This window comes from Streptomyces sp. Edi2 (genome assembly GCF_040253635.1).
Lineage (GTDB): Bacteria > Actinomycetota > Actinomycetes > Streptomycetales > Streptomycetaceae > Streptomyces.
Map to the genome: position 1 here is coordinate 9,010,655 of NZ_JBEJGX010000003.1, position 24,687 is coordinate 9,035,341.

The 24,687-nt window shown below is 70.0% G+C and carries 17 protein-coding genes and 1 pseudogene; 7 read left to right on the forward strand and 11 right to left on the reverse strand.

The features are described 5' to 3' along the window. Positions 1 to 100: 100 nt before the first annotated feature. The 3 genes from ABR737_RS43005 to ABR737_RS43015 all read left to right on the forward strand — a co-directional run bounded on the left by ABR737_RS43005 (position 101) and on the right by ABR737_RS43015 (position 4,303). A complete protein-coding gene (locus tag ABR737_RS43005) occupies positions 101 to 772 on the forward strand; it encodes a hypothetical protein (protein WP_350256581.1) in 672 nt (223 codons plus the stop codon). Then, positions 769 to 2,082, forward strand: coding sequence for a sensor histidine kinase (locus tag ABR737_RS43010; RefSeq protein WP_350256582.1), 1,314 nt, complete (start codon positions 769 to 771; stop codon positions 2,080 to 2,082). The genes ABR737_RS43005 and ABR737_RS43010 overlap by 4 nt, the downstream gene beginning before the upstream one ends. Positions 2,083 to 2,236: 154 nt before the next feature. After that, positions 2,237 to 4,303: a SpoIIE family protein phosphatase gene (locus tag ABR737_RS43015; protein WP_350256583.1), complete on the forward strand. Its 2,067-nt coding sequence runs from the start codon at positions 2,237 to 2,239 to the stop codon at positions 4,301 to 4,303. A 248-nt stretch (positions 4,304 to 4,551) separates the two neighbouring features. Here the strand turns inward: ABR737_RS43015 and ABR737_RS43020 are convergent, their stop codons facing one another. From ABR737_RS43020 to ABR737_RS43070, 11 genes are all read right to left on the reverse strand, one after another. Continuing rightward, a complete protein-coding gene (locus ABR737_RS43020; protein ID WP_350256584.1) occupies positions 4,552 to 5,196 on the reverse strand; it encodes a LysE family translocator in 645 nt (214 codons plus the stop codon). Between the two features lie 124 nt (positions 5,197 to 5,320). Continuing rightward, positions 5,321 to 5,605, reverse strand: a complete 285-nt coding sequence (locus ABR737_RS43025; protein ID WP_350256585.1) for a hypothetical protein — start codon at positions 5,603 to 5,605, stop codon at positions 5,321 to 5,323. A gap of 252 nt (positions 5,606 to 5,857) precedes the next feature. Beyond that, a complete protein-coding gene (locus ABR737_RS43030) occupies positions 5,858 to 6,229 on the reverse strand; it encodes a YybH family protein (RefSeq protein ID WP_350256586.1) in 372 nt (123 codons plus the stop codon). A 171-nt stretch (positions 6,230 to 6,400) separates the two neighbouring features. Next, a complete protein-coding gene (locus tag ABR737_RS43035; RefSeq protein ID WP_350256587.1) occupies positions 6,401 to 6,691 on the reverse strand; it encodes a muconolactone Delta-isomerase family protein in 291 nt (96 codons plus the stop codon). 148 nt (positions 6,692 to 6,839) lie between these two features. After that, the gene (locus ABR737_RS43040) at positions 6,840 to 8,228 is read right to left on the reverse strand and encodes an amidase (RefSeq protein WP_350256588.1); all 1,389 of its coding nucleotides are present in this window, start codon (positions 8,226 to 8,228) and stop codon (positions 6,840 to 6,842) included. Continuing rightward, positions 8,215 to 8,424, reverse strand: coding sequence for a hypothetical protein (locus ABR737_RS43045; protein WP_350256589.1), 210 nt, complete (start codon positions 8,422 to 8,424; stop codon positions 8,215 to 8,217). Before ABR737_RS43045 ends, ABR737_RS43040 begins: the two co-directional genes overlap by 14 nt. Positions 8,425 to 8,839: 415 nt before the next feature. Then, positions 8,840 to 9,916 (reverse strand): 2,3-diaminopropionate biosynthesis protein SbnA, encoded by a 1,077-nt coding sequence (gene sbnA, locus ABR737_RS43050; RefSeq protein ID WP_350256590.1) that lies wholly within the window; start codon positions 9,914 to 9,916, stop codon positions 8,840 to 8,842. A gap of 81 nt (positions 9,917 to 9,997) precedes the next feature. Then, complete coding sequence (gene sbnB / locus ABR737_RS43055; RefSeq protein WP_350256591.1) at positions 9,998 to 11,035, reverse strand: 2,3-diaminopropionate biosynthesis protein SbnB; 1,038 nt, start codon at positions 11,033 to 11,035, stop codon at positions 9,998 to 10,000. Between the two features lie 32 nt (positions 11,036 to 11,067). Then, positions 11,068 to 14,784: a non-ribosomal peptide synthetase gene (locus tag ABR737_RS43060; RefSeq protein ID WP_350256592.1), complete on the reverse strand. Its 3,717-nt coding sequence runs from the start codon at positions 14,782 to 14,784 to the stop codon at positions 11,068 to 11,070. 5 nt (positions 14,785 to 14,789) lie between these two features. After that, the gene (locus tag ABR737_RS43065) at positions 14,790 to 17,369 is read right to left on the reverse strand and encodes a Pls/PosA family non-ribosomal peptide synthetase (RefSeq protein WP_350256593.1); all 2,580 of its coding nucleotides are present in this window, start codon (positions 17,367 to 17,369) and stop codon (positions 14,790 to 14,792) included. A 1,062-nt stretch (positions 17,370 to 18,431) separates the two neighbouring features. Beyond that, on the reverse strand, positions 18,432 to 18,791 hold the full coding sequence (locus ABR737_RS43070) for a PRC-barrel domain containing protein (protein WP_350256594.1): 360 nt from the start codon (positions 18,789 to 18,791) through the stop codon (positions 18,432 to 18,434). Between the two features lie 483 nt (positions 18,792 to 19,274). Between ABR737_RS43070 and ABR737_RS43075 the strand changes: the two genes are divergently transcribed. From ABR737_RS43075 to ABR737_RS43090, 4 genes and pseudogenes are all read left to right on the forward strand, one after another. Next, a complete protein-coding gene (locus ABR737_RS43075) occupies positions 19,275 to 19,766 on the forward strand; it encodes a DUF6303 family protein (protein ID WP_350256595.1) in 492 nt (163 codons plus the stop codon). Between the two features lie 155 nt (positions 19,767 to 19,921). Beyond that, a pseudogene (locus ABR737_RS43080) lies at positions 19,922 to 20,664 on the forward strand (DUF2268 domain-containing putative Zn-dependent protease). Positions 20,665 to 20,762: 98 nt separating this feature from the next. Beyond that, entirely contained in the window at positions 20,763 to 21,962 is a 1,200-nt protein-coding gene (locus ABR737_RS43085) for a CaiB/BaiF CoA transferase family protein (protein ID WP_350256596.1), read from the forward strand. Between the two features lie 231 nt (positions 21,963 to 22,193). Continuing rightward, on the forward strand, positions 22,194 to 23,945 hold the full coding sequence (locus ABR737_RS43090) for an amidase family protein (protein WP_350256597.1): 1,752 nt from the start codon (positions 22,194 to 22,196) through the stop codon (positions 23,943 to 23,945). The last annotated feature ends 742 nt before the right edge of the window (positions 23,946 to 24,687 follow it).

A 24,687-nucleotide genomic window follows, 5' to 3' on the forward strand; every position in this document is an offset into this window, starting at 1 on the left:
CGTGCGTCACGCGCCTTATGATCCAAGAGGCTCAGCGTGCACCACGACGGGAAAAGATGTGCCTCCTCACCCTTCCTTGTCGCCCCCCGGGCTTCTGCGGATGGCGTCGTCCGCTCTCGCGGCGGCGGGCCTGGTCGTGATGTTGAGCAGCTGTGCGCAGAGGGGTGAGCCGCTGAGCGCCGGCCACACGTCGGCCGCCTCCGCCCCGGTGCGGCTGTGGCCCGAGCGGAAGCCCGCGCCACAGCCCGAGCGCGGAAGGGGGGAGAACCTTCCCGCGGCCGTTCCCGGAGTGCCGCCCGTGCCGTCCGGGGACATCCGCAAGGCGGACCTGTTCACCGTCGTCAAGGCACAGACCGCCGCGGGTTCCGCGCTCGGCGGCGGGCCGCAGTTCGACTCCGCCACCACGCGGAAGATCAAGGCCTGCGCCCGGGAGCCGGCGCACTGTCCGGTGCGAAAGCCCCAGTACCGGGATCTGACGGGGGACGGCAAGGACGAACTCATCGTCGGTATCGAGGCGCCGGACCACTCCCTGGCACTGTGGGTCTTCACGCTCGACCACGGGCAGGTCACCCGGATCATGGACGCCGGCGCGACACCGCTGTCGGTGGAGATCGCGAACGGCGATCTGATCCTGCGGGAGCCCGCCGGCACGCCCGGCTACGACACCCGCACGGTCTACGCATGGGACTCGCGGACGCGGACCATGGCCCTGCGGTCGATGGAATTCGACCAGGCGCACTCCGCCACCCCCGCCCCGGAGCGCACACCATGAGCGCCGGCCGGCCCCGGAAGCGGCTGCGCCTGCCCGCCTGGACGATGACGCTCCACGGGAAGTTCGCCGCCTTCGTCATCGTCATGTGCTGCGTCCTCGCGACGGTCGTCGGGGTCCTGGTGCACGTCCTGGTCTGCCGGCAGGCCGAGAGCCAGGCCCGCAGCACGGCGCTGTCGCAGCTGGACTCCGTCGCCGAGGCGTACGCCGCCGGGGAACCCCTCGGCCGCGACGCCGCGGTGGACCCCGCGGACCTCCCCGCCCCGCTCCGCGCCATGGCCCTGCGGGGCGAGCGCGGTACCCAGCTCGCCGACCACCAGGGCCGCCCGGCGATGTGGGCCGTCACCCCCGCCGACGGCAAGGCGCTGGCCGTCCATCTCGACTACAGCCGGCGAGCCGCCGCGATCCGCGGACTGGACCGGACCATCGTCGGCTCCTCGGCCTTCGCGATCGCCCTCACCCTCGCCGTCGGACTGTTCGGCGTCTCCCGTATCACCCGTCGGCTGCACCACACCGCCCAGGTGGCCCGCAGGATCAGCACCGGCGATCTCGACGCCCGGGTGGACGACCCCCGCGTCCAGTGCGCCCCCTCCGCCCAGGACGAGACCGCCGCCGTGGCGGCCGCCCTCGACGCGATGGCCGCGACACTGCAGAGCAAGCTGCACAGCGAGCAGCGCTTCACCGCCGATGTGGCTCACGAGCTGCGCACCCCGCTGACCGGCCTGCACCTGGCGGCGGAGCTGCTGCCCCCCGGCCGCCCGGCCGAGCTGGTGCGGGACCGGATCCGGACCATGAGACGGCTGACCGAGGACCTGCTGGAGATCTCCCGCCTCGACGCGGAGGTGGAGCAGGCCGATATCGAGGTGCATCAACTGGGACCGCTGGCCGAGCGCGCGGTGCTGGCCACCGGGCTGCAGGCCGAGGTCCGTGCCGAGCGGGACACCCGGGTGGAGACCGATCAGCGAAGGCTCCAGCGCGTGCTGGGGAACCTCGTCTCCAACGCCCACGGGCACGGCCGCCCGCCGGTGCTGCTGACCGTCGACGGCCGCGTCATCACCGTGCGGGACCACGGGGACGGCTACCCCGGCCACCTCCTCGACCACGGCCCCCAGCGGTTCCGGAGCCGGTCCGGAAGCGGCCGGAAGACCGGACACGGCCTCGGCCTGACCATCGCCATGGGACAGGCCCGGGTCCTCGGCGCCACGCTGCGGTTCTCCAACGCGCCGGACGGCGGAGCCGTCGCCGAACTCGTCCTGCCGCCGTCGGTCCCGGGCCCGCGGCGCTCCCCGCCGACGAGGACCGGCAGCGCTTAGGCGAGGACCGGCAGCTCTTGGCCGGTGTCTCGCTGGAACCCGGCACCCCTCGCCGGAGTGTCCGCGCCTGAGCGACAAGCGCAGAATGAAGAGAGCCGCTCTGCCGTCCGGCGGGCGGCCCGCCACCGTGCGCGGCGGGTGGAAGGGAAAGCCGGTGCCAGCAGATCGGCCGAGCGACGCGAGGGCTCGTGGTCCGCTCTGGTCCGAGCCCGGTTCGCTGCTGCAGCATGTCGCCGTCGCCGTGTTCGGCCTCGACGACGACAACCGGATCTGCTACTGGGGCCCGGGCGCCCGGGATCTCTTCGGCTACCACGCGGCCGAGGCGCTGACGAAGCCCGGCGCCCTCCTCCTCCCCGGGCCGCCCGGGGGAGGGCCCGACGACTGCGCCCGCATGGCGGAGCGGGGCCGGACCCTGGGGTACTGGCGTGGCCGCCTGCACGCCACGCATCAGGACGGCACGGTTCTCGACTGCGGGTTCCGCGTCTTCCCGGTGACCGGCGCCGCGGGACGTTCGGTGATCATGGCGCTGGCGAGCCGCGGCGACGAGCTGGACCGGGTGAAGACCAACCTCGCCTTCCTCGACGCCCTCTTCGAGACCTGCCCCATAGGCCTGGCCATGTTCGACGCGGAACTGCGCTACCTGCACGTCAACCAGGCACTCGCCGACATGAACGGACTGCCCATCGAGGAGCATCTCGGACGCCGCCTCGCCGAGATCATGATCACCTCGGACGGCGGTGAGTACGAGCGCATGCTGCGCGCCGTCGCCGCGGAGGGCAAACCCGTCACGGGCGTGCGGGTGGGGATGCGCACCCGGGGCCACCCGGACCGGGACAAGGTCCTGTCGGTGAGTTTCTTCCCGCTCACCCAGGCCGTCGGCACCCACCAGGGGGTGGGCGGCCTGCTGGTCGATGTGACCGACCGCGAGCAGGCCATCGTGGAGGCCAGCGCCACCCGTCAGCGGCTGGCACTGCTGAACCGTGCCTCCGCCCGGATCGGCACCACCCTGGATGTGCAGGTCACGGCCCAGGAACTGGTCGAAGCCGCGGTCCCGGACTTCTCCGACGCGGCCGTCGTGGAGCTCGTGGAGTGGGGCGACGAGCACGCGGCGTTCGACCCCGCCCTGCCGGTGGACACCCACCGCATCGCCTACGGCACCGTCCTTCCTCCGCCCGCGACGGAACTGGTGGGCGGGGTGGACGTCGTGCACTACCCGCCGGGCTCCGCGATCCATCAGATGCTGCGGACCGGCCGTCCCCTGTGCGTAGCGGTGGACCAGGAGTTCATGGTCCGCACCATGCTGAACGAAACCCGCGCCCGGCTGATGGCCGACAGCGGTCTGGCCTGCCTCCTCCTCGCTCCGCTCATCGCCCGGGCAACGGTCCAGGGGATCGCGGTCTTCGGCCGGTCGGCGGCCAGACCGGCCTTCACCGAACAGGACCTCAGCCTGGCCGGTGAGCTCGCTTCCCGGGCGGCGCTGTGCCTGGACAACGCGCGGCTCTACAACCGGGAGAGAAACATCGCGCTCACCCTCCAACGGGCCCTGCTCCCCACCACCTTGGATACCGGCCCGTACCTGCACATCGCGCACCGGTACCTGCCCGGCAGCCGCGTCACCGAGGTCGGCGGCGACTGGTACGACGTGATCCCCCTGCCCGGTGGCCGGGTTGCCCTGGTCGTCGGTGACGTCATGGGACACGGGGTGTCGGCCGCCGCGGCGATGGGCAGGCTGCGTATCGCCGCCAAGGCGCTGGCCCGGCACGACCAGGAACCGGACGGGCTGCTCACCGAACTCGACCAGTGCGCCGAAGAGTCCGGCATCGAGCTCGCGACCTGCCTCTACATCCGCTACGACCCCGCCACCGGAGGCACCCGGATCGCCAGCGCCGGCCACCCTCCGCCGCTGGTCCGCCACCCGGACGGCCGGATCCAGCTCATCGACGACGTGCTCGGAGTGCCGCTCGGCGTCGGCGGCTGCCCCTTCCGGACGACGGAGATCGAACTGCCCGACGCCGCCACCCTCGTGCTCTACACCGACGGCCTCATCGAGTCACGAGGCCACGACATCGACGAGGGCCTGGACACCCTCCGCACGGAACTGGGCCGGATCTCCGCCTCGTTGGAAGACGCGGCGGACCGCATTCTCGCCCGCCTCCTGCCGAGTTCCCCGGCCGACGACACGGTTCTGCTGCTCGCCCGGGTGCACCGTGCGCCGGGGTGACGTCCGAAACGGGAGTGAGCGACGACGGGCCAGAGCGCACCTGTGACCGGCCGGAGCGCATCCACTACGGGCCGGAGCGCATCACGGCCCCGGCTCTGCCACCGGAGGAGAAGGGAAGCGGACGCGCCTGCCCCAGCACCGGCGCACCATCCGGCGCGCGGCATCCCCGGGCCTCGACGACGCAGTGGGCAAGCAGGCAGGTAGGCCGGCCGTCCGGTCGGAACAGCTCGGGTGCCGGTCGGGCGCGGTCAGTCCGCGCGGCCGGTGGCCGCCACCGTCACGCCCAGACCGATCATGGCGAAGCCGCCCGCGCCACCGATCATCGACAGCCGGCGTTCGGAGCGCGCGAACCAGGTACGGGCCGCCGAGGCCGTGAGCCCCCATACCGTGTCCGTGATCAGGCCGATGCTGATCGGCACCAGGCCCAGGACGAGCATCTGGGCGGGCAGCCCGCCCGCCGCGTGGTCCACGAACTGGGGAAGCACAGCGGCGAAGAACACGATGCCCTTCGGGTTGGTGACGCCGACCAGGAGGCCGTCGGCGATCGTTCGCAGGTCGCCGCGGGCGGGCTGCGCGGGCGCGTCCACGGCACCCATCTTCATCTCCTTGCGGTGCCGGAACGCCTGGACTCCGAGGAAGACGAGGTAGGCCGCACCGGCCAGCTTCACGGCGAGGAAGACAGCTGCGGACTGCTCGACCAACGAACCGAGGCCGAGCGCCACCGCGGCCACCAGCAGATACGAGCCCAGCACATTGCCCAGTACCGTGGCCAGCGCTGTGCGGCGGCCGTGCGCCAGAGCCCGGCCGATCACGAAGAGCACGCTGGGCCCCGGGATCGCAATCACCAGCAACGACATCGCCGCGAACGCAAGCAGCCGGTCGGTCGACACCATGTCTCTCACCTCGGCGACCATTGAATCAGCTGCGGTGCGGTGCCTTGACCCCGGTGGTTCGCAGGTTCGCAGGTTCGCGGCCTCGGCCCCTTCCCGCTTCGGCCGCGAACCGTAGGGAACGGGGCTAGGCGACGACGGGCAGCAGGCCCGCTACCGGGGCGGCCAGGTCGGTCACCTGGTGCAGCTGACCGAGCTCATGGAGGTGCTGAAGGCCGGTGAGCTGCCCGGTGACCGTGGGCATCTGGCCCTGGTATTTGGCGGGTACGGGCGCGACACCGAGGCTGTCGAGTGTGCTGAGCACGGAGATGCCCTGCGCGGTCGGCGGGGCGGACGGGGCCGCGGGCGCGGCCGAGGCGGACGACATCGCAAGGCCCGAGGCGCCGGCGGTCAGGACGAGTGCTGCATACATGCGTCGAGTGGAGATCACGCTTTCACAAACGGCACCGGCGCCGGGGCGGACACGGTTCCTTGCCGACTTCACCCGGCCAGAGGAGGCGCACGGCAGACTCCTCCCGGCGCCGCCCCGTGGCCTTTTGCGCCCCGGGCGCCTCCGGGCCTCCCATGAGGTGACCAACCACGTTGGCGGTGCCGTTCGGATGCCTGCGTCCGCGATGCATTCTCCGGTACGGAGCCATGCCGGTCCGAACGAAAACGAAGCGGCCTAATTGCGGCGGGAGACGTGGTAGTGGCTGATGTACCAGTCGTGCTCCGTTTGCTGTAGCAGCACGGTGAGGTTCACGGCGATCGTAGGCCTGTCGGTGAACGAGAAGTCCACGCTCAGATAGCCGAGTACGAGGTCGTCGGCGGGATGCCTGGTTTCGAGAATCCGGTACTCGGCGGTCATCCCGAGGGGCTGCGATGCGTAGTACTCGGTGATGCCCTGCCGCCCGACGCTGTAGGGGTGCAGCCCTTGGAAGATCGCGTCCTCGGTGAAGTGGGAGGCGGCCCGCCTCGGTTCATGTGCGTCGACGGCTGCCTTCCACCGGTCGAGCACGTCGCTCAGGATGGCTTCGGTGTCTTGTGTGCTGTTCATCAGGGCTCTCCTGCGGGAGGGGGCTGCACGGCAGCGGTCCGCGCAGACCGGGCCGGGATCGTGAGGGGGCGAGACCCGGTAAGCCCCCTCGGACTCGATGACGGCGCCGCCTGGTTGCCCGCCGCAGACGCGCCGCCGAGGCCGCCGTTCCGGAACTGACCTGGCTGCCGCTCAACGGCCCGGGTCATTCGGATGCGGGGACAGCGGCGTCACCGTGTCGTGCCGCCACACCCGCAGCGGCATCGACGCGAGCAGCTGCTCCAACTGCTCCGCGTCGTCTGCGCGGAAAAGCCCCCAGGTGCGCCATTCATCGGGGGCGAGCGGCGGCCGCCACAGCCGTAGCAGGCTTCCCTGCGCGGCCAATTCCCGCGACCGTCCCGCCTCCCGGGCCCGGATCTCCGCCACGGCCTCCTCGGACGTGCCCTCCGGAACGGTGGTCACCATGTCGACCAGGAACTCCATCAGCGGCTCTCCTCGTCACGTCATGCCCGTCACGCCCGTCATGCCCGTCATGCCCGTCATCGGGAACAGTAACGTCGGCGGCCCCGGCCTGTTGGTGATCACGTACGGGCACGGCGTGCCGACCCGCAACGACGGCCATCGCTCGCACTCATGCCGGCGGCATCGTCCATGGATGGGCGGTCTCGTACGCGTGCCCGGTGCGCAGCACCGCTGCTTCACCCAGCGGCCGTCCGACCAGCTGCATGCCGATGGGCAGGCCCGCATGGTCGCGGCCGACCGGCAGGCTCAGGGACGGCAGCCCGGTGATGTTCGCCGGGGCGCTGAGACGGACATAGGCATCGGAGACGCTTTCCGTGGTGCCGTCCGGCCAGGAGACGGAGGGCTGGTCTGCTTTCGTGGCGGTCATCGGCACCGTGGGCGCCGCGAGTACATCGATCCGGTCGAACATGCTCATCCATGCCTGGCGCATGAGGGTGCGGGAGCGCTGGGCCCGCAGGTAGTCGCCCGCTGAGACCAGTTCGCCGGCCTCCAGGAGGATCCGCACGTCCGGTGCGTACAGCTCGGGGACCGACCGCAGCGTTCGTTCGTGGGAGGCGGTCGCCTCGGGGACCATCAGACCCCACTGGGTCGCCTGAACGTAACGCGTCATCGGGATCTCGACCTCGACGAGTTCGGCCCCCATGTCCGCCAGCTGTGTGTGGGCCTTACGCACGGCGGCTTCGACTTCGGGGGCCACACGGTCGAAGTAGTAATTGACCGGTATTCCGACGCGCAGGCCCGTCAGGTCACCCTCGCCCGGGGGCAGCGGGTAGGCGGTCGGCGCCGTGCGGAGACTCGCCGGGTCCTGGGGAGAGTGGCCCACCAGCGCGGAGAGTACGAGCGCCGCGTCCCGCACGGTGCGGGTGAGGGGGCCGACATGGTCCAGCGACCAGGACAAGGCGACCACGCCGTGCCGGGGGACGAGACCGTAGGTCGGTTTGAGGCCGACCATCCCGTTGAGTGCCGCGGGCACGCGGATCGAACCGCCGGTGTCCGTCCCGAGGGCAAAGGTGGCGGCCCCTGCTGCCACCGCCACCGCAGAACCGCCGCTCGATCCGCCCGCAACCCGGTCCTGGGCCCAGGCGTTGCGCGTCTGAGGCGTCGTCAGCCCGTAAGCGAACTCATGTGTATGCGTCTTCCCGATCAGGACCCCGCCCGCTGCGGACAGGCGTCCGGCCACGGCGCTGTCCGACTGCGCGAGGTGGTCCGCCCTGACCCGGGAGCTGGCCGTGGTCGGCATCCCGGCAGCATCGATCATGTCCTTCAGTCCGAAGGGTATGCCGTGCAGAGGACCGCGATACCCGCCCGCGGCGATCTCGCTTTCCGCTCGCGCGGCCGCGTCGCGGGCCGCCTCGCCGGCCAGGGTGACATAGGCCTGCAGCCGTTCTTCCACGGCGTCGATCCGACCGAGCACAGACTCGGTCAGCTCCACCGGGGAGAGGCTTCTCTCCTCCACGGCAGCGGCCGCCTCGGCAAGTGTCAGCTCAAAGAGCTCCATTGGCCGCCTCCTCGCCGACGAAGTAGGTGGCAGCGGGCGGCGTCTCTCCGAAGTCCAGCTCGCGCAGGGTGCGGATGACGCTGTGGATGTGGTTCGCGGTGGCGGCCACGTCGGTATGGCGCTCGTCCGGCAGCGGGAGTCCGGCGTGGAGCGCCCATCGGGCGACTTCCCCGGCGGTGAGTTCGACGGATGTCATGGCATGTCCTTGGCGTATGTGTGCCGGTCGGTCGGTCAATCAGTCGGCGCAGTGCTGTAGTGCAGCTCTGCACTGCAGAGGTGAAGCAGCGCCACGAAGGGAAGTTAACGCAATTTGTTTGCGTTAGCTTCAGGGTACGGGTCGATGCGGATTAAAGCAAACAGATGGCTTTTGGGGCGGGTTCCGGTCCGAGGCGGGCCCGGGGCCGGACCGATGCCGCCCGCGGCGCATTCATGCCGCTCAAGAGGGCAACCGCCGCCCGTGGAGCAGCAGGAGAGCCGGCCAGCCGCGCCGCGAGACAGCACGGATCCGGCCGACCAGGCTGTACCGGCCGACCGGATCCGTGCCAACTACCGCGACCGGCTTCCGGAGTGCCCGGACCGGACCTATCCGGTGCCCGGGCCCGGTCCCCGGCCTAGATGTCGCCCGCCTGCTCCTTGCGCTGGTGGTGCGGATACGGGTCCTCTCCGCGCCTCGGCGGTGCGGGGCGGATCTTCTGGGATTCGGCCGGCGGTGCGGCTTCGGCGGAGGCACCGTCGGAGCCGAGCATGTCCTCGCCGTACAGGTCCTGCACCCAGTTGGCCTGGTAGATGGTGTCGAGGTAGCGCTCGCCGAGGTCCGGGGCGATGGCCACCGCGGTGAGCCCGCGCGTGTCGTGCCGGGACAGCCAGTCCATCGCGCCGCTGACGACCGTGCCGGTCGAGCCGCCGAAGAGGAAACCGTGCCGGGCCAGTTGGTGGCAGGCACGGACGGTGTCCGCCTCCGCCACGCGTACCGCCTCGTCCACGAAGGACTCGTCGAGCAGCGGGGGAGGGACGCTCATGCCCAGGCCGGGGATCATACGGCGTCCCGGTGCGCCGCCGAAGGTCACCGAACCGACACTGTCCACCGCGACGATCTGCACCGGCCGGTGCCACTGCCGGAAGTAGCGCGCACAGCCCATCAGGGTTCCGGTGGTGCCTGCTCCGATGAACAGCACATCCAGATGGGGGAACCAGCGGGCGATCGCCGGTGCCGTCGTGCGGTAGTGCGCCTGCCAGTTACCCGGATTGGTGTACTGGCTGAGCCACACCCAGCGGTCGTCGGAGGCGCACAGATCCCGGACGTAGTCGAGCCGTGCACCGAGGAGGCCGCTGCCGGAGCCGTCGGCGGCGACGACGTGCACCTGGCTGCCCAAGGCCTCCATCATCAGCCTGGTCGACAGGTTGCAGCGGGAGTCCGTCACGCACAGAAACCGGTAGCCCTTGCTCGCCGCGATCATGCTCAGTGCCACGCCGAGGTTTCCGGACGAGGACTCGACCAGGACCGAATCGGGAGTCAGGACACCCTCCCGCTCGGCCGCCTCCACCATCTCGGTCGCCGCCTTCAGCTTGATCGAGCCGGCGAAGTTGAGGCCCTCGCACTTGAGGAACAGGGACTGCCCGAAGATCGCCTCGAGGTCGACATAGAGTTCTTCCTCGTTGAAGGCGTAGGGAACGGATATGACTGGCATGATGGGTCCCTCCTCTGGAGGCAGAGCACCTTCGGATATCCATCCGACTAGGGCGGGCTCCTCATTGCGCCGGTGCCGCTCTCATCCGTACCGGCACAGTTCGTGGAAGAAGTTGTCGACGACCTGCAGTTGGCCGGAGCGGACCACCTCGTCGTAGACGTACTTGCCGACCGCGAGATCGAGCACGCCGAGGCCGAACGGTGAGAAGACCGCGGGCCGGTCCGCCGGCAGCGTCACCCGCCCGTTCATCACGTCGTCCAACGTGCCGTGCAGGAATTCCCGGTTGCCCGTGAGCCGTTCGGCCAGATGCGGGGAGGTGTCGGCGGTGAGGCAGTGCTCGACGTCATCGACGATATTCGTCGAGGCCAGCAGGATCTCCGGCGCGAGGTCGCGCAGCGACACATGCAGGACCACCGGGTTGTGCGCGAACCACGAGGGGTCGTGGACGTGCGGCCGGCCGGCCACGGTGGCAAAGACCACCAGATCGCTGAGGCGGATCAGTTCCTCGGCGCTGTGGTGCACGGTGATCCGGCCTGCGGTGCCGGTCTGCTCCAGGTACAGGCGGAAGCCGGCCGCGCTGTCGGCGGACAGGTCGTGCACGCCGATCTCGTCGAACGACCAGCCGGTGCCTTCCAGGAACGTATGGATGTAGCGGGCGATCAGGCCCGCCCCGAAGAACCCGACGCGCAGCGGGCGCGGGCGGCCGCGGCTGAGCCAGTCGGCCGCCGAGGCCGCCGACGCGGCAGTTCTGGTGGCGCTGATGATCGAGCTCTCGAGGCAGGCGAACGGGTAGCCGGTGGCGGGGTCGTTGAGGATCAGCACGGCGGAGGCCCTGGGAATGTCGGACGCCACGTTCTCCGGGAAGCTGGAGATCCACTTCAGCCCGTCCACCTGGGCCTCTCCACCGATCGAGGCGGGCAGCGCGATCATCCGCGAGGACCGGCGGTCGGGGAACCGGAGGAAGGCGGACGGAGGGTTCACCGAGGCCCCGGCGCCGTGCAGCCGGTAGGTGTCCTCGACCACCTCCACGATGTGCTTCTCCCGTCCTTGCAGGGCGGTCTGGACCTGCACTCCTGAGATCACCGCGAAGGGGGGCACGGTGAGCGGCGTTCTGGTCATGGCGGACTCCGTTGCGCTGGAGCGGATGGTGTTCACGAGGTGGTCACCTCGACGGTCGGTGAGCAGTCGGCCAGCCGCAGCGGATCGGCCATCGCCACCACCACCTCTCGCGGCCCCTCGAAGGGCTCCCTGCTGTGCGCGGTACGGACGTTGTCGACGAGGAGCAGGTCACCGGCCTGCCAGGGCCGGCGCACGGTGTGCGCCTCGTAGACCTTGTTGAGCAACTGGACGGTGTCCTCGGTGAGGGGGTCGCCGTTGCCGTAGCGGGTGTTGAACGGCAGCCCGTCGGCGCCGTACTCGTCGATCAGGTACTCGCGGACCTCGGGGGCCATCGTCCACTCGTTGAGGAACGCGATCTGGTTGAACCAGCAGCGTCGTCCGCTGACCGGGTGGCGCACCACCGCGCTGCGGCGCTGCCGTGTGCGCAGTCCGCCGTCGGGCTGCCATGCGCACTCGATCGCGTGGGCGCGGCAGTAACTCTCGATGGCGCCCCGGTCGTCGGTGCCGAACGCCTCCGGCAAGGAGGCCCCGATCTCGTCGTGGTAGCTGCGGGTGAGCAGCCAGCCCTCCCGCTCGAACCGCTCGGTCAGATCGGGCGGCAGCGCGTCGAGCACCGCAGTGGAGTCCGCGACCCCGGTCGCCCCGCCGTCGGTCGGTGCGCCGAGGCAGGCGAACAGCATCAGGCCGGGGAATTCGAGCGTGTAGCTCAGCTCGTGGTGCAGGCACATCGGCTGGTTCGGCGGCCACTTGGAGGAGGTGTAGACGCCCTCGAAGTAGGTCTGCCGGGGGGCGAAGGATTCCTTCTCCGTCACCGGAGCGAGGCCCAGCCGCTGCACGACCGCGCCCACCTCGGCCGCGTGCTGAAGCTCCAGGCCGCGGACGAGGACGGCACCGTGTTCGAGGACCGCGGCGCGCAGCGCGTCCCGGTGCTCGGCCACCCAGCTCGCCGCGTCGGCAACGGTGGTGAGCTGCAGCATCGGAGTGAGGCCGGATGCCGACTCCAGGTCCGGCAGCGAGGTCGGGAGTGAGGGTGCCATCGTGGTGTCCTTTCGCTCTGCTTCAGCGGGCGGCCGGCCGGTGCCGTCCACCGTGGTGCGGCCCTGGCCCGTGGCGTGGTTCCGGCCCGTGCGGTGGCCCTGCACCGTGTCGCCCCGCCCGGCCCCGGGCAGCGCCCCCGCCGGCTCGGAGCCGGTCATGGAACGGCTCTCGACCAGCCGGGCCAGGTCGGCGAGGACCGGGTGCTGCAGGAGGTCCTTGGGCGAGACCACACGATCCAGGCAGATCGCGACGCGTACGGCCGACAGCGAGGTGCCGCCCAGGTCGAAGAAGTTGTCGCGGCCTCCGATCCGGTTCTCCGGGATGCCCAGCGCCTCGGCCCATGCGGCGGCAAGCCGCTCTTCCGCAGGTGTGGCGGGCGGGTGACGGCCGTCCGGGGTGCCGCCTTCGTCGGTGGTGCGACCTGCCACGGCAGTGCGGCCTGCCTCGGCGATGCCCCCCTTCTCTGTGGTGCCGCCCTCCTCGGCGAGTGCGGCCAGCGCCTTCTTGTCGGTCTTTCCGTTGTCCGTCAGTGGAAGGCTCTCGCGCCAGTGGAAGGCCGACGGAACCATGTACGCGGGCAGGGACCGGCTCAGCTGCTCCTGCAGTGCGGCCACGTCCAGCGGGCGCGGACCGGAGTAGAAGGCCACCAGCCGCTGAGCCCGGCCGCCCTGTGGCGAGACCACGACGGCACCGTCGCGGATTCCGGGCACCCCGAGGAGGGCGTTCTCGATCTCGCCCATCTCGATCCGGAAGCCGCGGATCTTGACCTGGGCGTCCCGGCGGCCGAGGAACTCCAGCTTTCCCTCCGGTGACCACCGGCCGTAGTCGCCGGACCGGTAGAGCCGCCTGCCCGCGTGGTGCGGATCCGCCGTGAACGCCATCCGGGTGCGCTCGGGATCGTTGACGTACCCGCGGCCGACGCAGACGCCGGAGAAGACGATCTCACCGGGCGCGCCGAGCGGCACCGGTGACAGGTACTCGTCGACGAGGTAGACGTGCACATTGTTGACGGGGCGGCCGAGCGGGATCCGCTCGCCGTCCGGCACCCCGTCCATGACCTCGTGGTTGGTGTCGTCGGAGGTCTCGGTCAAACCGTAGGCATTGACCAGACCGATCCGGGGCGCGGCAGCGAACCAGCGCTGGACGAGCTCCTTCTTCAAGGCCTCGCCCGTCACCGACACGCACCGCAGGGAGGGGAGTTCACGGGGGTGCTGTTCCAGGAAGGACAGGACCACATCGAGGTAGGACGGCACCACCTGGAGCACGTTGACCCCGCCGTCCGCGAGCGTGTCGACGAACCGCCGGACGTCCAGGACGGCCTCCTGCTCGACCAGCAGTACCCGCCCGCCGGCCAGCAGCGCGGAGAGCAGTTGCCACAGCGAGATGTCGAAGCACTGCGGCGCGGTCTGGGCGACGACCTGTCCCTCGGCGATCCCCAAGTCGTCGATCTTGGCGTACAGGTGGTTGAGCATCCCCTCGTGCTCACACATCGCGCCCTTGGGCTCGCCGGTGGAACCGGAGGTGAAGATGACGTAGGCGAGGTCGTCCGGGGCGACGGGGACGCAGGGGTCGCTGTCGTCGCCGCTCTCCTCGCACGCGGCGTCGATGAGGAGCCGCTGGATCCCGGGCAGCGACGCCAGCGCCCGGTCGAGGGGAGCGGTGCTGCCGGGTTCGGTCAGCACCAGCCCGCACGAGGCACGGGAGAGCATGGTGGCCATACGGTCGGCGGGGAAGTGCGGCTCGATGGGCAGGTACGCGCCTCCGGCCTTGAAGACCGCGAGGACGGCGGTCAGCCAGTCCAGATTGCGTTCGCTCACCACCGCGACCACGTCTTCCCGCCGCAGTCCTCGTGCCAGCAGCGTGTGGGCCAGCCGGTTGGCGCGGGTGTTGAGCTCCTGGTAGGTCCACTGCCGGTCGCCGTGTACGGCCGCGACGGCGTCCGGGTGCGCCCGCACCCGCTGCTCGAACAGCTCGTGGAACCGGTGGTCCGGCAGCGCGCGCCGCGGCCCGGCGAGCCCTTCGAGCTGGAGGTGACGCTCCTCGGCGGACAACAGGCTCTGCCGGCCGTGCTCCGCGTCCGGATCGGCGGCGATCAGCGCGAGCGCGGTGAGGTGGTAGCCGGCGATCCGGGCGGCACACGCCTCGTCGAGCACATCGGTCCGGTAGTGCAGCCGCAGCAGGTGCCGGCCGTCCTGGCACACCACCACGGTCACCCGCAGCACGGTGCCCTCGCCCGCTCCACCGCCCGTTCCACCGTCATTGGTCGGATCGAACACCGTCTCGGGCGACGGAACGGACGACCGGTCCGGCATTTCCCCGGGGCCACCGGACGGAGCGCCCTCGCGCGCCGACAGGTGGGACGCGACCTGATGTACGTCGCGCACCAGCGTCCGCCACGACGCGGCCGCAGTCGTCAGCCGGCAGGGCAATGGATTGCCGCCCGCCACGGCGACGTAGCCGGTCGCGACCGTCCGTTCACCGGACAGCGCACCGAGAACCTTGGCGTGCGCGGCCAACAGCACCGAGTGCAGCGTGACGCCCCACTCCTGTGCCCACCGTTCCAGCGCCGGCAGCAGGTAGCCGGGTATCACCGACTCGTGTGCCGCGGTGCCCGGAACCGGGGTGCGGGTCCACCGCGGGACCGTGGCGAACCCGCCGGCGGCGGGCTCGTCGCGCCGGAAATCCACGTCGTTCGTCAGAGGCGTTGCCATCGGAGCTACCTCCATTCCCCGCCGTCGCCCCGGCGGATCTGCCGGGCCGGATTTCCTCCCCACCACGCGTGTTGCGGGACGACCTCGCCCTTCATCAGGAACGAGTCGGGCGCGAGCACCGCGCCGTCGCCGATCGCCACGCCGTAGTGCACGAAGGCGCCGACCCCGACAGTGCAGCCGGAACCGATCGTGCTGCGGTCGGACTTGAAGGTGCCGTCCTCCTGCGAGTGGCACTGGACGACGCTCCCCGCATTGAGCGTGCAGTCGTCGCCGATGGTGACCATCGTCCGCTCGGTCAGATAGCAGCCGTCGTCGAAGACCCTGCTGCCGATGCGGACCCCCAGCATCCGCCAGATCACGCTCTTGAACGGGGTCCCGTCGAACATCCGCAGGTACGTCTCCGACGGCACCTTCCAGTAGCGCTCACGCCGCCAGAAGCGGAGGTCGTAGATCGAGCAGAACAACGGGTCTGTGGGATGGCAGGCCGTGACGGCGCGTTCGATCAGCACGTAGTACACGGCGGTGATCAGCACGACGAGCACATTGGCCAGCGCGACCGCCGCCGCACCGAACGGGGCGTAGAGATCGGCTGCGGCCGAGGCGAGCAGCGTGACCAGGAAGAAGTAGACCCACCGGGCCAGCAGGTACCACGCCATGGTGGTGGCGTTGTGCCGGTTCTTGGCTGGCAGCCGGTGGCGCAGCTGCTCCTCGCTCTTCAGCCCGTCGAAGCTGCTGTCGCGCTGGACCGACCGCGGAATCTCGAAGCTGGGCGAGCCCAGCAGCCCCACGCCCTCCCGGACCTTCCCGTCGACGGGGACCATGACCTTCGTCGCGAGCAGGCAGTTGTCGCCCGTCCTGCCCCGCGAGGGGTAGGCGATCCGGTTCCCGAGGAAGTTGTGTGCGCCGATCGACGTCCGGGAGACCCGGAACGAGGTGTTCGAGAAGTCCGCGTTGTTGATCGACAGCCCGTCGGCGACCATCGTGCCGCTGCCGACGGAACTCAGGTACGGGGTCTCGTGCTTCACCTCCGTGCCGAAGTTCGACCCGGTCTGCTCGATCCGCGACAGGTCGTACCCCAGGCACCGCAGGTAGTGGACGATGCAGGAGCTGTCGCCGAACAAACGCATCAGCGACCTCCTGTTGGTCATGAAAGTGATCGCCCGGTGGACCCCGTAGTGGAAGCCGTACAGGGGATAGACCTTGCCCGGCGTGATGGTCCGGTTCAGCAGGCGCGGAACCGTGGTCACCAGGAGGAGACCGACGGGGAGGGCACCGAAGAAGACGACGAGCGAGAAGGCCAGGGCGTCACCGTAGAACGTCCAGCTCGTGAGGGCCGAGGGCCCCGGCTCCAGGGCCGCGGCCAGCTGCGGGGCCGCGGCGAGCAGGATGGCCACGGCGCCGATCGCCAACGGCACGCACACCAGCAGCACCGTCAGCAGTTGCAGGACGCTGTGGAGCAGCCTTCTCGCGGCACCGCACTCGGCCGCGTCCACCACCTGGTAGTCCACATCGGTCCGCTGCGCCGGTGACCCGTGCCAGTGCTCGCCGTCGGGCACTGCCTGCCCGCTGTGCAGCGAGGAGGCGTGTCCGAGCTGGGCCGCGTCGCCCAGTGAGGTGTCGATGTCGAGCACGGTGGCCTCACTGACGACCGTGTCCTTCCCCAGGGTGACCGGGCCGGTCTGGATCAGGCCGGCCTGGGCCCGATAACCGTTGAAGTACGCGTCCTTGCGTATCAGCGCGCCATCGCCCACCGTGAGCAGATCCGTGCAGACGGGAACGTTCCTGGACAGAATCACGACGCGCCGCCCGATCCTCGCGCCCAGCGCCTTGAGGTAGAGCGCATAGAGCGGAGACCCGGCGAACAGGACCAGGGGATCGGAGCGGACCAGCGTCTTGACTATCCAGAAGCGGACATACGCCAGGCTCCAGACACGGACCTGACGGGGCTTCCACCGGCCTATGAGTATCCACTTCAGCAGGATCGGAAGGGCGGACAGACACCCGAAGCTCGCCGCGCCGAACAGCACTGCGCGCAGGTACGCGTCGACCACGCCCGACCCGGCGGAGATCCACGCGTAGCCCCGGGCGGCGACATAGGCGACGAGGTAGGAGTACCCGAGGAAGGCGAGTAGCTGCAGCGTTCCGCACAGGACGTAGTGCGGCGTGCCCGTCGGAGCCACCGCCACCGGCGGGGGAGCCGGCGACTCGGCGCGGGCAGCAGGGGGCGTGGGGGCCGCGGAGGCCGTGGGGACAGCGGGGACGGCGGAGGCCGTGGGGGCAGGGGAGGCCGTGAGCGCCGTCGCCAGGCTCCGGATCGTCGGGTTCCGGTAGACGTCCTTCATCGATACCGAGGGCAGGTCCGCATGCTTCCTGACCCGGGCGCAGAACTGAGCCATCACCATCGAGTCGGCGCCCAGTTCGTCGAAGAAGTGGCTGTCGACCGATACCTGGGCGACGCGCACGACGTCAGCCAGCACCGCAGCGAGAACCCTCTCGACGTCGGCGGGCGGGGCGGCAACCCCGCCTCGCACCGTGGGGGATTCCCCCAGATCGGGAGGCAACGCTTCAAACGACTTTCCCGCCATGTGAGCTCCCTGGGGAAGTTCCGGCCGCCGTCGTTCAGTGCCCTGGCGCCTGGCGCCTTTGCTTGTTCCGGCGCAGGCCCGAGGGGGCGAACCGAGCGGTGGGTGAGATGTCGGCACGGACGGCGGGGCCGCCAGCGGAAAGTTCCATTCCCGCTTATCGCCTGTGCTCGACACGAGAGAGGGTCAGACAGCACAACCTTTGCTCGATGCTAGCGCGGGAATCGGTCGGCGACATTTTGGAAAAACTTTCTCCTATGGACCGCCTACCGGAAACCTGGATACACGCCCCTTCCTGGACGGAATCCTGTGTGCCCCGCGACCGGCTTGTTTCACTCGAACGGGGGTACTTGGGTGCGGCCCCTCTGCCCCCTTGGAGCGCCCACGTCCACGGCTCCTCAAGGGGTTCTGGCCTGCATTTCCTCAGGTGCGGCGAGATGCATTACGGATTTACGGGCAATAACTTGGTGCAAAGCCAGCCGGTATGTAACGAAATGGAACCGAATGCAGCGGAACGGAACGGAACGGAAGGGAAAGGGGTGGGGCGGAGAGGAACGCATGAAGTATGCGATGTCGCCCGGGCAAACTTCCCTCTCGCTCGTTGCGGAAAGCGACGAGGAGATTGAGTGAGGAGGTTATGCATGCTGATAAATTGGGCGCATAGCTGCCCTGGTCGCAAAGTAAAAGGGGCGGCATTCGCTCGTGCCCTGTGCTCGTCCGGTTTCTCGTGCGGTTTCTGCGATTTCCTCGTGCGGCTCGGTCGACCTGCTTCGGCCGACATGCATCGTGCCGTCGCGGCCCAAGGTGGGCCGTGACGGCACGTATGCCCGCAGCAGCGTCTGCCGGGGCTGAAGGGGGCGGCCTGGTGCGGCGCTTATTCCGGGGTTAGGGGATCACCTTCCCGCCGGGCACGCGACTGCGACTGTGACTGCGGCTGTGACTGCGGCTGACGGCCGGACCGAGGCCGCTCACCGCCGAACCGAGGCCGCTGGCGGCTTCAGTCGCCCAGGAACCCGGCTTGACGCCCCGTGGGAGCAGTGGGGGCCTCGGTTTCCGTCTCGTTCCTCACAGGGCGGCGGGCTGTCCGAGCGCTGCGTAGTACCTGCCGACCTCGGTGAGGTAGCCGACTTCGGCGGTCTGGCTGTCAAAGGCAAAGCGGGGAGCGGCCTTGATCTCGTCCCTGGCATGGGTGACCGTTACGGTTTTGGTGGCCGTGTCGACGGAGTGAACGATGCCGGCGGGGACCAGGAGACTCTTGCCGAAGACCCACACGCTGGTGTCGACGATGAGATGCTGCCTGCCCGGCTCGTTCATCTGACGTTCCACTTGCCCCAACGTCCCGTCAGGGGTCTCCACGGTGAACCCCGTCAACGGCTCCTGTCCCTGGTAGCCAACGTCTGCCGGGTACGCCCAGATGTTCTTCATGACGGTCGGTTCCTTTCTCTGTGCACTATCGGGCCGGGACGGTTCGCGAGGTTGACCGCCGCCGCGATGCCGTCCCGGCTCGCCCCCTGCCCTACCCAGGTAACAGAACGTCACACTGGCAAGCATCCAGAGAGAGGCCAAACCAGGGATGGCACCGGCTCGGCGTGATCGGCCCGGCCGATGCCGGCCACGTGCCTCCACCTGCGGTTTCACCCACTCTCGCGCACCATGGGCGAAGGGCGCCGGGAGGATCCGCGGGGGTGAATCCCTTTCGTGTCCGGTGCGCTGGGTAAGGGCAGAGAACACCGTTCACCGCCTCAGCCTCACTCGCAGCCAGAGCCACTGACGGGGAAGGGGCGGGCTGATCGGGTGGTTCGGGGTTTACCGCTCGTAGGGCGGGCACGCTCCCCGCCCACAACGGTCGTCACCGGTGCCGTCGGTGTCGTCAGTCGTGACTGATGCCGCCTGAAGTGAGGAGAACACGTGAGTGCCGACTTTCCCGTCCCGCAGACCGACCCCGTCGACCCGCAGACGGGTCCCGTTGACCCGCAGACCGACCCCGTCGACCCGCAGACGGGTCCCGTTGACCCACGGACCGATCCCGTCGACCCGCAGACCGAGGTCCCCGACCCGCAGGCCGAGCTGCCCGGCCCGGAACCGGAGCGGACGGCCAACGGCCACCTCACCCGCGCCCAGCTGACCCGGCCGCCCGGCGACGAACGCTGGGAGATCGCTGTGGTCCTCTACGGTGTCCCCGCCGACGACTGGCCCTGCACGGAACTTCCCGGCCCGCACGTGCCGACTCTCACCGCACGCGGGCAGGCACTCGCACGCTTGGGCTACGCCCAGACCGGCCCTGGCTCCCACTACTGGGAGTGGGCCGAATGCCAAGACGGCGACCACGACCCCGTACAGCTGATGGCGCACACCGAAGTCCAGCCCATCGGCCCGAACCCGTCCACGCCCCTTCGATGAGGTGAGGTAGCAACAGAAGCCGCGCAGACACACACCACGCCGACATACGCCACTGCCTGCGGCGGCCCCTGGCGGAGCGGCCTGACGCGCTGCGGGACATCCTCAACCCGCTCCAGAGTGTGATGTCCACGGTGGGTGACATGGACCTGGTCCAGATGCACCAGCTGGATTGTGGCTTCCGGACCGACCGTGACGATCCGCGTTATCTGCCCGCCCTAAGAAGGTTGCAGGACGCCGGGGTGTGGACTCGGATCGAGGACTCTCTCGCCAGCGCGTGGGCGCGACTCAACGGTGCGGCGCCCGGCATCAAGCACGCGGAGACCGTGCACGTGGTCGTGGTGCTCGGCGATCCCGACGACGACCACCTCACCGTCCGCAGCGCCGGCTACCTCGGCATGGGCGGCATCCCGGGCGCGATCCACCTGACGATGTGGCCCACTGACACGAGCCTGACGAAGATCGGCTACGCCGCCGCCCACGAACTCCACCACAACGTGCGCTATGCGAATGTGGCCTGGGACCCGAGGACCGTCACGGTGGGCGAACAGGTGGTGGCCGAGGGACTGGCCGAGGCGTTCGTGCGGGAGCTGGCCGGCGAGCAGGCCATGGGCCCTTGGTCGACGGGCCTGACCGGCACCGAACTGGACGACGCCTACGAGAAGATCACCGCCGGGATCGATGTGGCCGGGATGCCCAACCTGCCCCCTATGTCTTCGGTGACGCCGCCGCGCGGCACATGGGGCAGCGGCCCGTGGGACGGCCGGACTTCGCCGGGTATGAGGCCGGACTGCGGATCGTGGACGCCCACCTGGCGGCCTGCGGTTTGACCGCTGCGCAGAGCACCGCCCTCGCGGCACGCGAGATCCTCGTCAACGCCGGCGTGGCGACCAGTGCGTGACGGGGCGCGGGGAATGGGGTACGGGGAACGGGGGTGGGGGATGGAGGACGGGGGATGGGGGAGTGGGAAGTCACCCGCTCTGCCCTGGAGGTCACCGCATGACCGAACTCACCGAAGACCTGCCGCTTTCCGGCATCACCGTTGTCAGTATCGAGCAGGCGGTGGCAGCCCCCTTCGCCACCCGCCAGCTGGCCGATCTCGGGGCCCGGGTCATCAAGGTGGAGCGCCCGGGAGGGGGCGACTTCGCCCGCCGGTACGACACGACGGTCAAGGGCGAGTCGAGCTATTTCGTGTGGCTCAACCGGTCGAAGGAATCCGTGACGCTCGACCTCAAGTCGGACCGGGGACGGGACGTCCTGGGGCGCCTGCTCGCCGAAGCGGACGTCTTCGTGCAGAACCTCGCCCCCGGCGCGGCCGCCAGGATGGGCCTGGGCGCGAAGGCCCTGGCAGAGCGCTTCCCGTCACTGATCTCGTGCTCCCTCTCCGGCTACGGATCCACCGGGCCGTGGGCCGACCGCAAGGCCTACGACCTGCTCGTGCAGTGCCAGACGGGCCTGGTCTCCCTGACCGGCAGCGCACAGGAGTCGGCCCGGGTGGGGGTGTCGGTAGCCGACATCGCCGCCGGCATGTACGCCTACTCGGGCATCCTCACCGCTCTGTTCACCCGCGCGGTCAAAGGCGTCGCCCGCTCCGTGGAGGTGTCGTTGTTCGAAGCCCTCGCCGAGTGGATGAGCCAGCCCGCCTACTACACCTCCTACGGCGGAACCCAGCCCCCGAGGATCGGCACCCAGCACGCCACCATCGCTCCCTACGGCGCCTACACCGCGGCGGACGGCAAGGACGTCCTGTTGTCGATCCAGAACGAGCGCGAATGGGCCGCACTGTGTGAGCAGTTCCTGGAACGCCCCGACCTCGTCGCGGACCCGCGCTTCCTCACCGGCTCCGACCGCGTGGCCCACCGCGACGAACTGAACGCGATCGTTGCCGAACGGTTCAGGACGTCGGACAGCGCAGAAGCGATGCAGCTGCTGGACAAGGCGCGGATCGCCAACGCCGGGGTCAACGACATCGAGGGGTTCCTGGCGCACCCCGTGCTCAGCGCCCGGGACCGCTGGCGGGACGTACGGATACCCGGGGGAGAAGTGGTGTCTGCGCTTCTGCCACCGGTGGATCTCGCTGGCGCCACTCCGCGCATGGGCGACGTCCCTGCCGTCGGCGAGCACACCGACTCGATCCTCGCCGAACTGGGTTACGGCGTAACCGAGATCGACGGCATGAGGAACGACCGCGTGGTGTGACGGTCCGTCCGAGCTTCCCTCCGGCAAGGACCGCCACCGCGCACGAGCCCACAGGGGGAGGGCTTACGGGCGGCACGAGCCGGGGCACGGGCGGCTGGGATGGCGGCGAGACGGTGGCGGGGCGGCGGTGGCGGGGCGGTGATGGGTCGGCGTGGCGCGAAGGTTGGCACGGCGTGCGGACATGCTGCGGCACCCTTGTGCCGGGGGCCGGAATGTAGTGCGCTGACTCTCATGGGGAAGAGGAGCGTTGTTGCCACGTTGGCCGCCGCCCTGGCGACAGGGTCTCTTTTGACGGGTGGGGCGGGTGGGACGGGTTCGCCGGGTTGGGTGCGTTCGGTGGGCGCACCGAGTGCGCGCGCGGCAGCCACTGAAGCCGGGGCAGCCGTCGGTTCGCCGCCGTCGGCCGACGCGTCCCCGATGCCGGGAGTCGATCTCGACACGGTGACGATCCCGGAGTTACAGGACCGGATGGCGGACGGTTCACTCACCCCGTCGGCACTGACCACCGCCTACCTGCGGCGGATCAAGGCCATCAACCCCAAGATCCACGCGGTGCTGCGGACCGACCCGACGGCTCTGCGCCAGGCCGCCGCCAGCGATGCCAGGCACCGGCACGGTAATACCCGCGGCCCGCTCGATGGCATCCCCGTCCTGCTCAAGGACAATGTGAACACCCGCGACATGCCGACAACGGCTGGGTCGTCGGCGCTGGCCGGGAGCCCGCCGGACACCGATGCCCCGCTGGTGACCCGGCTGCGGGACGCGGGGGCGGTGATCCTCGGCAAGACCAATCTCTCCGAGTGGGCGAACTTCCGGGCGGCCAAGCCGACATCGGGGTGGTCGGCGGTGGGCGGACAGACCCATAACCCGTATGTACTGGACCGGAACCCGTGCGGCTCGTCTTCCGGCTCGGCTGCTGCGCTCGCCGCTTCGCTGTCGCAGGTGGCGATCGGTACCGAGACAGACGGCTCCATCGTGTGCCCGGCCGGGATGAACGGGGTGGTCGGCCACAAGCCCAGCCGCGGACTGGTCAGCCAGGCCGGCGTGGTGCCGATCTCCGCCGAACAGGACACCGCGGGGCCCATGGCCCGCAATGTCACCGATGCCGCGCTCACCCTCTCCGTCCTCGTCGGCGGTGGCGAGGCCCCGCGTCCTGGCGACGCCTCGCACCCCGGCGGCCACTCCGACCTCGTCAGCTCCACCAGCTCCACCAGCTCCACCAGCCCTGTCAGTCCCACGAGCCCCCTCGGCTCCTCCGACCTCCTCGGTGAGCTGACGCACCGCGGCAGTCTGCGCGGCAAGCGGATCGGCCTGTGGCGGCTGCCCTCGCTCGGGCCGGAGGTGGACGCCGTGATGACCCGCACGGCAGAGAATCTGCGTACCGCGGGAGCTGAGGTCGTGGAGGTGACACCGCCGTATCAGCAACGTCTCGCCGAACTCGAATTCCCGGCGCTGTTCAGCGAGTTCCACCGGGACATCAACGCCTACCTCGCCACTCGCCACGGGCCCCGCAACCTCGCCGCACTGATCGATTTCCACCGCACCCACCCAGAAGAGCGGACCTGCTTCGCCGGCCAGGAGCTGTTCGAGCAGGCCCTCGCTGCGCCTCCCACCACCGACCCCGCATACCGCGCCAAGCGCGCCGAGTTGAAGGACCTTTCCCGGCGCTCCATGGACGAGACCCTGAGCGCCCACCATTTGGACGCCATCGCCGCACCGACGAACCCGCCCGCCTGGACGACCGACTGTGCCCGCGGCGACAACGATGTGATCCCGTCTTCGACCCCCGCCGCCGTCGCCGGGTATCCGTCGCTGTCGGTGCCCGCCGGGTTCGTGAACAAGCTGCCCGTCGGCCTGCTCCTGATGGCCGGTGACCATCAGGATGCCAAGCTCCTGTCGCTGGGTGCCGCGGTGCAGCACCGGCTGGACGCCTGGCGGGCACCGGCCTACCTGCCGTCGGTGGGGCCCGACGCCTCCCGGTGAAGGGTCGGGTGACGGCGTCGGCTCCAGCCGCACGACGCGCTCGCGCACGAGGCTCGCGCACGCCGCCGCACCACGCCACGCCTCGTCACTCCCCGCGGGTACGGGCTTGCCGTTGAGGTCTCGGCGACCTCGCCCGTCGCTGGACGTGTCGTGAGCGGTGCGGGCGGGCGTAACCCCCTCGGCGGGGGCGTCGAGAGCCGGAGCGGGCAAGGGGGTCTACGACAGCGGCAGCAGTGGCAGCATCGGCAGCAGTTACTGTGCCGGTGACGGCGAGGGCTCCGGCCAGGGGACTCGTCGTTGAGAGCTTTGCGGTGGCCGAGAGCGCTGTCTTCCTTACGCGCGAAGTAGTTGGCCGACGGTCCGCATGTTCACCCGCTACGAGCCCACGGGCGGACGCGGAGTCGGCCTCAGCGCCCGACCCCCGGCCCCGACCCCGGCGTCGGACCCGGCGCCGACCCCGGAAGCGGTCGCGTTCCAGGCCGCGTCGGCCGACTGCCCCTCACTCACACCACACCACACATCACACACCACCCACCAATCTCCACTGATGCGAAAGCACAGGCCCCAAACACCAGCCACCCCAAGGCCCGTGCATTCGCGCCGAGTTCCGGCCGTGCGACGTCTCACGGTTTCGGCAGCGGGAGAAAAGAATCTCCGGCTGATAGCGCTCCACCGCGCGGAATATCCGGTTCCGCGCGCTGGTGCGCCGGGGCATGAGCACGATCACCGCCGTTGAACTCTG